The following is an 8,482-nucleotide window of genomic DNA, read 5'->3' on the forward strand; positions in this document are numbered from 1 at the left end:
TTAGCGTGAACTCATAGTAAAAATATTTTTTAAGCCTGATAGATCAAGGGTTCCAAGAGTTTAGCGAGTTGAACAGAATAGGTATTGAGGTGAACTCGTCACACGAATTGCACCTATTAGTGTAGGGGTTATTTTTAGGACGTGATGCAGATGCAACCATGGGCTAGAGCATTTTATGCATCAAAGCAATGGAGAAGATGCAGGGATGCTTACTACAAAAAGAAGCGTGGCATCTGTGAACGATGTGGCAAGCCTGGCAAGATTGTTCATCATAAGATCGTCCTTAATCCACAGAACATCAATGATCCAATGATCACGTTGAATGATTTACATTTTGAATTGCTTTGCCAGGACTGCCACAACAGGGAGCACAATGAGAAGTATGGGGTGACGATGGAAGGTGTTCACTTCAATGAATATGGTGAACTGGTGCAGTCATAGCCCCCCCATTTTCATTTTTCTTCCTATGTCACCGTAACCGTTAGCCCCAGCTTCGGTGAACACGCAGGTCATCCCACATGAGGGGGGGTCACTTTTATGGCAAAATTGAGCAAGAAAAAACAAGATGAATTGATCAACTCCGAGATTGACCGACTTACCGAGATTTACAAAGATATTTCAGAGGATAAAAAGAAAGCGGCCCAGCGCTTAATTGAGCGGGTCGCTTTTATGACGATCACGCTTCAAATTCTTGAAGACACGATCAAAACCAAGGGCCCGACTTATTTGCTGGTTCAAGGGAGCCAGCGAATGCTGATAGAGAACCCGGCGCAGAAGTCGTACAACGCGATGATCAATCGTTATACCGCGGCAATGGACAAGCTGATCAATCTCCTGCCCAAAAATGATGGTGATGAGGATGATGGATTCGATGAATTCGTGAACAGCCGATGAGTCAGAGAAAACAGTACCCACTTGCCTATAATCCGATTCTTGACTACTGGGAACAGATTGAGAATGGCAAGGAAGTTGTCGGTGACAAGGTCAGACGGATTTATAAAAAGCTGGCCGCTGATGTCTATGATCAGAAGTCGGTCTATGAATACTCGCCGGCACGCGCCAATCACATCATCGAATTCATCGAAAATTATTGCCGGCAATCGAAAGGCAAATGGGCGGGGCAGCCAATTGATTTGGAGCTCTGGCAGAAAGCTTTTCTCGCTGCGAGTTTCGGATTCATTCATAAGATTGACGGCACGCGAAAATATCGCGAAGTGCTGCTGATCGTTGCCCGTAAGAATGGCAAGTCCACGTTGTCATCGGGCATCTGTCTTTACTTGCAAATTGCGGATGGTGAAGGCGGCGCGGAAGTGTATGCGGTGGCCACGAAAGAGAAACAAGCGAAAATCGTTTGGTCTGAATCCAAAAAGATGGTCAAGAAGTCGCCGGTACTTCGCAAGCGGATCACACCGCTCGTAAAGGAGCTGCGGGCGGATTTCAATGACAGCACATTTGAACCACTGGGCAGTGACAGTGACAAACTGGACGGATTGAACGTCCATGGCGCATCGCTTGATGAGATTCACGCGTGGAAAGACAAGAATCTCTATGATGTCATTGTTGACGGAACTTCATCCCGTGAGCAGCCAATGATCCTCATGATCTCAACGGCGGGAACGGTGCGCGAATCGGTTTACGATATCAAATACGATGAAGGAGAGATGGTGCTCAATGGTTTTGATGATCCCAATGGCTACACGGATGACCGATTTCTCCCAATCATCTATGAACTCGACAACCGGGCGGAATGGACGGAACAGGAGAATTGGAAAAAGGCGAATCCTGGACTGGGCACGATTAAGAAATTGGACACGCTGCGTAGCAAAGTCAACAAGGCAAAAGCGAATCCGATTCTTGTCAAGAATCTCTTGTGCAAGGATTTTGATATTCGTGAGACTTCGAGCGAAGCCTGGCTGACCTTCGAGCAGCTGAACAATCCGCAAACGTTTGACATCAAGCAGCTGAATCCAAGCTATGGGATTGGCGGTACTGACTTGTCGAGCACGACCGACCTTACATCAGCAAAAGTCATTTTCATGGTCGCCAATGATCCGCATATCTACGTTTTGCAAATGTACTGGCTGCCTGAAGACTTGCTTGAACAGAGAGCCAAAGAGGACAAGATTCCCTATGATCTGTGGGAACAGCAAGGCTTCCTGCGCACGACACCGGGAAACAGCGTTCACGCGAAATACGTGACGCAATGGTTCCTCGAAATGCGCGATGACTACGGCATTTATCTTCCATGGATCGGCTATGACTCTTGGAGTGCTAAATACTGGGTTGAGGACATGCAAGGCTACTTCGGCAAGGAAGCAATGATGCCGGTGATCCAGGGTAAGAAGACTTTGTCTAGTCCGATGAAGTTGCTTGGCGCAGATCTTGAGAAAAAGATTGTCGTCTACAACAACAATCCGATCGACAAATGGTGCCTGTCGAATACAGCGATTGAAATAGACAAGAACCTGAACATTCAGCCGTGCAAAACGCAGAATCAGCGTCGGAGAATTGACGGTACCGCATCACTGCTTGATGCCTATGTTATTTTTCAGGAAAAGAAAAACGACTATATGAACATGATCTGATCGCAGGAAAGGGGGTGGTTGATTGGGGCTGTTTGAAAAAATATTCGGCAAGCGCACGCCGCAGAGCAGCGGCACGCACCGGCGTTTTGAAATGATCAATGATGCCGGAAATGGCTTTTATCAGTGGAATGGCAGTTTGTATAAGAGCGATATTGTCCGTTCCTGCATTCGACCCAAAGCAAAAGCGGTCGGCAAGCTTGTGGCTAAGCATGTTCGGAACAACGCGACTGATTTCAAAGTGAACCCGGATCCTGGCATTCGTTTTTTACTCGAGGAGCCGAACCCGTTGATGACCGGCCAAGTTATGCAGGAAAAGTTAATTACACAGCTGGAGCTGAACAATAACGCGTTTGCCTATATCAAACGTGATGAACTTGGCGTGCCAATCGAAATTTATCCGATCCCCTGTACAACCGTTGATGTGGTGGAAGGGGCTCTGAACGATATCTTTTTGAAGTTCGTTTTCGGCAACGGCAAGCAAATGACGGTTCCCTATGTGGATGTGATTCATCTGCGAAAGGACTTCAACGAGGATGACTTTTTCGGGGACAGTCCGGGCGAAGCACTCGCGCCATTGATGAAAGTGGTCACGACAACGGACCAGGGCATTGTGAAGGCGATCATGAACAGTGCGATGATTCGCTGGATTTTGCACTTCAGCAGCGTTTTGAAGCCGGAAGATATTCAGAAGCAGGTCGATGATTTCACCAATAACTATTTGAACATCGCCAAGAATCGTGTGGCCGCGCCTGCGGATCCACGCTATACGCTCGAACAAGTGAAGCCGGAAAGCTATGTACCCAATGCGGATCAGATGAAAGAGACCACATTGCGGATCCATAGCTTTTTTAATACGAATCAGAAGATCATTCAGAGCGATTACACCGAAGATGAATGGAACGCGTATTTCGAGAGCGAGATTGAGCCGGTGGCAATGCAGCTGTCCGGGGAATACACGCGCAGGCTTTTTTCGCGGCGGGAACGCGGCTTTGGCAATTCGATCATTTTTGAAGCATCGAACCTGCAGCACGCGTCCATGAAAACCAAGCTGAACTTGCTGCAGATGGTGGATCGCGGCGCATTGACGCCGAATGAATGGCGTTCTGTATTCAATTTGGCGCCGATTGAAGGCGGCGACAAGCCGATTCGCCGGCTCGATACAGCGCCGGTCACTAAAGGGGGTGATGGGAATGGAGAAGGCGGAGACCCGATCGATGGCGACGGGCAAAATGGAGATTCGGGAAGCTGAGGACGGAGTCAAGAAGATTACCGGCTACGCGGTTAAGTGGAACATGAAATCCGAACGCATGGGCTATTGGCACCGGTTCAGGGAGCAGTTCGCCAAAGGCGCGTTTACAAACTCGCTGGTTGAAGAGGATCAGCGCGCATTGTGGAGTCACGATACTTCGAAAGTCCTGGGGCGAACCAAGAACGAGACGCTGCGTCTCTATGAGGATGAAGTCGGCCTGCGGTTTGAACTCGACTTGCCGGCGACGCAGCTGGGCAGTGATGCCTATGAAACGATCAAACGCGGCGACGTGGACGGCGTGAGCTTTGGTTTCATGATGCAGGTCGAGGAATGGGACGAATCCGATCCGGATAACATTGTTCGCACCGTATCCCAGGCGAAGCTGATTGAAATCAGTCCGGTTGCTTTTCCTGCTTACCCGGACAGCCAGGTGGCGGCTCGAAGCAAGGATCCTTACAAGGATTATGTGAATCAGCGCAAAAAAGGCGAGCTTCGAAAGCGGCTCATTCTTGAAACTTATCTATGACACAAAAAGGAGATGTTCGACGCATGGCAAAGGAAAAAATGGATTACAGACTGAATCTTAATCTGCAGTATTTTGGCGCGAAGACACTGGAAGACATCAACAAACGAAAGACCGAAATCCGCTCCCTTTTGGAAGGCGAGGATCCGGTTGACCTGGACGCTCTGGAAAATGAACTCCGAGAACTAAATGAAAAGCAGCAGACCATTGAAAAGCGCCAACGTTTGTTGAGTGAAGCACAGGCAATTAATAACGGAACACAACCTGCAGGTGAGACGCGGACGCTTGAGACGTTCAACAACAAACCTCCAGAACAGCGTGAAACAGAAGTCGGCACCAGCTCACTGGAATACCGGAAAGCGTTCATGGATTTCGTTCTGCGCGGGAAAAAGTCCGATCTTCTCGAAACGCGTGAAGCGGGAACAACGTCAACAGGCGACATTGGCACGGTGATTCCGCAAACGATCATCAACCGCATCATTGAAAAAATGACGGCATCCGGCATGATCTATTCTCGGATTTTCCAATCGAACATCCGCGGCGGCGTGTCGATCCCAACTTCGAACATCAAGCCTGTGGCCACTTGGCAGGACGAAGGCACGGTTGCCGGCAAACAGAAGAAAACGACCAGCAGCATTTCCTTCACCTACAACAAGCTGCAGTGCCGCGTAGCGGTTACACTTGAAGCCGACACGGTAGCGCTTGATATCTTCGAATCGACCATCGTGAATAACGTCTATGAAGCGATGATCGTTGCGATTGAAAAAGCGGTTGTTGCCGGGACCGGAACAAAACAGCCGCTTGGCATTGTCAATGATCCGAAGGTGGCAAACAGCATTTCTGTTGTCGAAGCCGATCTGAAAAAATACGACAAATGGACGGAGATCATTTCGAAACTGCCGCTCTCAGCTGAAGGCAAGGTTGCCTTGGTGATGACAAAGACGGACTGGGATAAGAACATTCTTGGCATGGTGGACACAACCGGCCAGCCGATCGCACGTGTCAATTATGGCCTTGATGGACGCCCGCAGCGCCGTTTGCTCGGATATGAAGTCATTGTCGTTGAAGATTACCTGCCTACGTTCACCGGCGCGGCTGAGGGCGCAACGTTTGCCTTCTTTGCCGATCTTCAGGACTACGTGTTGAACTCGAACCTGCAGTTCCTGCATAAGAAATATTTTGACGAAGACACGGACGAATGGGTACACAAGACAACACTGATTGCGGACGGCAAGCTGGCTGATGCGCAGAACGTGCTGCTGATTAAGAAAGCGCCCCAGGCTTAATCCAATTTTATGAGGAGGGATATCCATGAACGTGAAAGTTCTGAATGCGTTTGTTGATAAGAAAACAAAAAAGGAGTACTCATCCGGATCCATCTATCCATCATCGGATATTGAACGGATCCATTTTTTACAGGAGAAAGGCTTCCTGGAGAAAGATGCTCCGGCCGTTGAAACACCAGCGAAGGAAAAGGCAGACGAAAAGGAAGCCGATGAAACGGAGCTTCCGTCTGAATTGAAGCATCTAGGCGGCGGGGTATACGAGCTGCCCAACGGTGAACACGTCAAAGGTAAGAAAAAGGCGTTGGAAGAGCTGAAAAAGTTAAAGGAGTGATGCAATTTGCTCCTGGCAGATATTAAGTTATCACTTCGAATCACGAATGCCGCTTTTGACACTGAGATTGATAGTCTGATTGCGGCGGCGCAGCGGGATTTAATCCGTGCCGGCCTTTCAGCGGACCAGGTGAATTCTGAATCCGCTGACCCGTTGATCAGGCAAGCGATCACGCTGTATGTGAAAGCCAATTTCGGACTGGACAATGAAGATTCGGACAAGTATCAGCGTTCCTATGGTCTGCTGAGAAACGAGCTCACCATGTCCCAGGACTACCTGCAGGCGGGTGATGCCAATGTTTAAGGATGTGGTGACGCTGATCAAGACGCGGCGCGATCGCATCAAAGGCGGCGGCTATAAAGAGGTTGTTGATGCGCAGCGTGAGGTTCTCGCCGGCAAACAAAGTGCCGGGCGCACAGAATTCTATATGGCTGCCCAGGCAGATCTGCAAGTGGAGAAAGTATTCAAGATTCGCATCGTTGACTATGAGAATGAACGCACGCTGCTGAATGACGGTGCCTGTTATTCTATAATTCGCGATTATGAGAAAGGCGATTTTGTCTATTTGACGTGTCAGAAGCGGCTCGGCGGATTGGATGAGGTGTTGTCATGACAAAGTCAATTGATATTTCCATTGACGGAGTAGAAGTGACCTTGAAAGCAATTAAACTCTTCGACATGGATACAAAAGCAAAACTGATTGATGTTGTGAAAGCATCTGCCGTTAAGCTTCAGCAAAATGCCAAGGCAAAAGCACCGGTCGCTAAGACAACCATAACAAAAGGAAAAGGGAAACGTGAAGATTTAAAGAAATCAATCCGTCCTAAATATTTTGATGGCGGTTTGTCGGCGACGGTTGTTCCGAGAAAACCAAAAGGTTCGCACCGACATTTGGTTGAATATGGCACAGTGAGTCGGCGAACAAAGAAAGGCGCAAATCGAGGTGTTATGCCGAAAATGCCGTTCATGGCACCTGCTGAGCGCCAAGAGGATGCCTCGTACAATGCCAAAGTAAAGGAAGTGGTCGATCGTGACAAGACCGTTTGAAACCGAAATTCTGAATGTGCAGGATGCCGTTTTTCAACGGTTGGTCAATGATCCTGGGTTATCCTCAGTGGTCACCGGAATTTTTGACAAGGTTCCGGAGAATGAAACGTTTCCTTATATTGTGCTCGGCCGCTGCTATGGCACGCCGTATCGGACAAAAACAACCGACGGTGAACGGATTGAGCTGACGTTGGACATTTGGAGCGGTGACAACGGCAAGAAAGAAACGATCGACATTGCCAACCTGATTGGCGCGGCATTGGAAGCACCGATTTCCGTTGAGAGTGCGGATCTTTTCTCACAAGAATTAACGAGCATTGAAGTCCTGGAAGAGGTCACTGACCTTTTTCACGGGACATTGGTTTATGAATTTATTTTGGACAAGGAGTGAGCGATTTGCCAAAAGTAAAAGGCGTCAATTGTAAGCTATACATCGTTGAAGGCGATCCGGGAAGCCCGACTATACTTGCCGGTCAGCGCAACGCGACATTGAACCGGAGTGCGGATACGATTGAAACGACCGCAAAGGACAGCGAAGGCGGTTGGAAAGAAAACGAAGCAGCGTTCAAAGAATGGTCGATCGATGCAGACGGCCTGCTGGTTGAATCGGATGCAGCCTATGACGCGCTGGAAGAGAAGTTCAACAACTCGGAAAAGGTAGATGTCGTGATCATCATGCAGAACGGATCCAAATATTCCGGGAAGGCTATTCTGAACGATTTCCCTGTTGAAATGCCATATGACGATATGGCCACTTATTCAAGTTCATTCACAGGCGACGGCCCACTAACGAAAGTACCGGCGGTGTAAACGATGGAAAAGACAATTATTCAGACGCGACATGACACGTACTTTTTACGATTTTCAATTAATGCGCATTGTGAGGCTGAGGAGCTGCTCGGCATGCCAATTACCCAGGTCGGCGACAATGCGGGCATTTCAACGATGCGTACCCTTTTATATGTCGGGCTGAAGCACGGCGGCCGTGTGGTAACTATGGATCAAGCAGGGAACATCATGGAAGAAATCATTGAGGAAAATGGGATGGAGGCTTTCACAACAAAAATTAGTGAGGCTGTTCAAAAGTCCTTCAACAAACAAAACAACGACAGCTTCAAACGCAATCAAGGGTTTAAAAAAAAGGGCTCAGCGACTACACGGAAGTAATTGCTGAAGGAGTCCTGGCGTTCGGTCTCTCCCCTGAGGAGGTCGGTGAATTGACGTATAAGGAATTCAATACGCTCATGACACGCCACAACCTGCAGGAACGGAACGGATTGGAAATGCAACGTAATGTCATGTTGAACGCGATCATCAATGCGTTCCGGAAGAAAAACGCGCGATTCTTACCTCTTTTTGAAGAGGAAAATAAATTGACGACAGAAGAAATCATTCAGGAACGACATGAATTGTTTGGCAGGAATGAACTGACCTAACGGTTCTTTTTTTTATGCCATGGGA

General features: G+C 48.4%; 14 protein-coding genes. All 14 read left to right on the forward strand.

Annotated features, from left to right (window positions below):
- Positions 1 to 150 precede the first annotated feature (150 nt).
- The 14 genes from ABWW58_RS02510 to ABWW58_RS02575 all read left to right on the forward strand — a co-directional run bounded on the left by ABWW58_RS02510 (position 151) and on the right by ABWW58_RS02575 (position 8,457).
- Positions 151 to 441 (forward strand): HNH endonuclease family protein, encoded by a 291-nt coding sequence (locus tag ABWW58_RS02510; RefSeq protein ID WP_353867676.1) that lies wholly within the window; start codon positions 151 to 153, stop codon positions 439 to 441.
- A gap of 96 nt (positions 442 to 537) precedes the next feature.
- Positions 538 to 894 carry a hypothetical protein gene (locus ABWW58_RS02515; protein ID WP_353867677.1) on the forward strand — a complete coding sequence of 119 codons (357 nt, stop codon included), beginning with the start codon at positions 538 to 540 and terminating at the stop codon, positions 892 to 894.
- Positions 891 to 2,585 carry a terminase large subunit gene (locus ABWW58_RS02520; protein WP_353867678.1) on the forward strand — a complete coding sequence of 565 codons (1,695 nt, stop codon included), beginning with the start codon at positions 891 to 893 and terminating at the stop codon, positions 2,583 to 2,585. The genes ABWW58_RS02515 and ABWW58_RS02520 overlap by 4 nt, the downstream gene beginning before the upstream one ends.
- Positions 2,586 to 2,607: 22 nt before the next feature.
- Positions 2,608 to 3,834, forward strand: coding sequence for a phage portal protein (locus ABWW58_RS02525; protein WP_353867679.1), 1,227 nt, complete (start codon positions 2,608 to 2,610; stop codon positions 3,832 to 3,834).
- Entirely contained in the window at positions 3,776 to 4,360 is a 585-nt protein-coding gene (locus tag ABWW58_RS02530; RefSeq protein ID WP_353867680.1) for an HK97 family phage prohead protease, read from the forward strand. Before ABWW58_RS02525 ends, ABWW58_RS02530 begins: the two co-directional genes overlap by 59 nt.
- A gap of 23 nt (positions 4,361 to 4,383) precedes the next feature.
- Positions 4,384 to 5,643 (forward strand): phage major capsid protein, encoded by a 1,260-nt coding sequence (locus ABWW58_RS02535; protein ID WP_353867681.1) that lies wholly within the window; start codon positions 4,384 to 4,386, stop codon positions 5,641 to 5,643.
- A 25-nt stretch (positions 5,644 to 5,668) separates the two neighbouring features.
- Positions 5,669 to 5,974: a hypothetical protein gene (locus ABWW58_RS02540; RefSeq protein ID WP_353867682.1), complete on the forward strand. Its 306-nt coding sequence runs from the start codon at positions 5,669 to 5,671 to the stop codon at positions 5,972 to 5,974.
- Between the two features lie 6 nt (positions 5,975 to 5,980).
- Positions 5,981 to 6,277: a head-tail connector protein gene (locus tag ABWW58_RS02545; protein ID WP_353867683.1), complete on the forward strand. Its 297-nt coding sequence runs from the start codon at positions 5,981 to 5,983 to the stop codon at positions 6,275 to 6,277.
- Positions 6,270 to 6,587, forward strand: coding sequence for a hypothetical protein (locus ABWW58_RS02550; RefSeq protein ID WP_353867684.1), 318 nt, complete (start codon positions 6,270 to 6,272; stop codon positions 6,585 to 6,587). Before ABWW58_RS02545 ends, ABWW58_RS02550 begins: the two co-directional genes overlap by 8 nt.
- Positions 6,584 to 7,021, forward strand: coding sequence for an HK97-gp10 family putative phage morphogenesis protein (locus tag ABWW58_RS02555; RefSeq protein ID WP_353867685.1), 438 nt, complete (start codon positions 6,584 to 6,586; stop codon positions 7,019 to 7,021). Before ABWW58_RS02550 ends, ABWW58_RS02555 begins: the two co-directional genes overlap by 4 nt.
- Complete coding sequence (locus ABWW58_RS02560; RefSeq protein WP_353867686.1) at positions 7,005 to 7,412, forward strand: DUF3168 domain-containing protein; 408 nt, start codon at positions 7,005 to 7,007, stop codon at positions 7,410 to 7,412. Before ABWW58_RS02555 ends, ABWW58_RS02560 begins: the two co-directional genes overlap by 17 nt.
- Positions 7,413 to 7,417: 5 nt before the next feature.
- Positions 7,418 to 7,831: a phage major tail protein, TP901-1 family gene (locus ABWW58_RS02565; RefSeq protein WP_353867687.1), complete on the forward strand. Its 414-nt coding sequence runs from the start codon at positions 7,418 to 7,420 to the stop codon at positions 7,829 to 7,831.
- A gap of 3 nt (positions 7,832 to 7,834) precedes the next feature.
- A complete protein-coding gene (locus tag ABWW58_RS02570; RefSeq protein ID WP_353867688.1) occupies positions 7,835 to 8,188 on the forward strand; it encodes a hypothetical protein in 354 nt (117 codons plus the stop codon).
- 50 nt (positions 8,189 to 8,238) lie between these two features.
- Positions 8,239 to 8,457: a hypothetical protein gene (locus ABWW58_RS02575; RefSeq protein ID WP_353867689.1), complete on the forward strand. Its 219-nt coding sequence runs from the start codon at positions 8,239 to 8,241 to the stop codon at positions 8,455 to 8,457.
- The last annotated feature ends 25 nt before the right edge of the window (positions 8,458 to 8,482 follow it).

This window comes from Sporolactobacillus caesalpiniae (assembly GCF_040513385.1).
In the GTDB taxonomy this organism is placed as follows: Bacteria; Bacillota; Bacilli; order Bacillales; family Sporolactobacillaceae; genus Sporolactobacillus.

What these genes read in the sequence shown, in the direction of transcription:
- ABWW58_RS02530 (WP_353867680.1), top strand. Translation starts at nt 3,776, where the DNA reads ATGGAGAAGGCGGAGACCCGATCGATGGCGACGGGCAAAATGGAGATT.
- ABWW58_RS02570 (WP_353867688.1), top strand. Translation starts at nt 7,835, where the DNA reads ATGGAAAAGACAATTATTCAGACGCGACATGACACGTACTTTTTACGA.
- ABWW58_RS02535 (WP_353867681.1), top strand. Translation starts at nt 4,384, where the DNA reads ATGGCAAAGGAAAAAATGGATTACAGACTGAATCTTAATCTGCAGTAT.
- ABWW58_RS02555 (WP_353867685.1), top strand. Translation starts at nt 6,584, where the DNA reads ATGACAAAGTCAATTGATATTTCCATTGACGGAGTAGAAGTGACCTTG.
- ABWW58_RS02510 (WP_353867676.1), top strand. Translation starts at nt 151, where the DNA reads ATGCAACCATGGGCTAGAGCATTTTATGCATCAAAGCAATGGAGAAGA.
- ABWW58_RS02550 (WP_353867684.1), top strand. Translation starts at nt 6,270, where the DNA reads ATGTTTAAGGATGTGGTGACGCTGATCAAGACGCGGCGCGATCGCATC.
- ABWW58_RS02515 (WP_353867677.1), top strand. Translation starts at nt 538, where the DNA reads ATGGCAAAATTGAGCAAGAAAAAACAAGATGAATTGATCAACTCCGAG.
- ABWW58_RS02540 (WP_353867682.1), top strand. Translation starts at nt 5,669, where the DNA reads ATGAACGTGAAAGTTCTGAATGCGTTTGTTGATAAGAAAACAAAAAAG.
- ABWW58_RS02520 (WP_353867678.1), top strand. Translation starts at nt 891, where the DNA reads ATGAGTCAGAGAAAACAGTACCCACTTGCCTATAATCCGATTCTTGAC.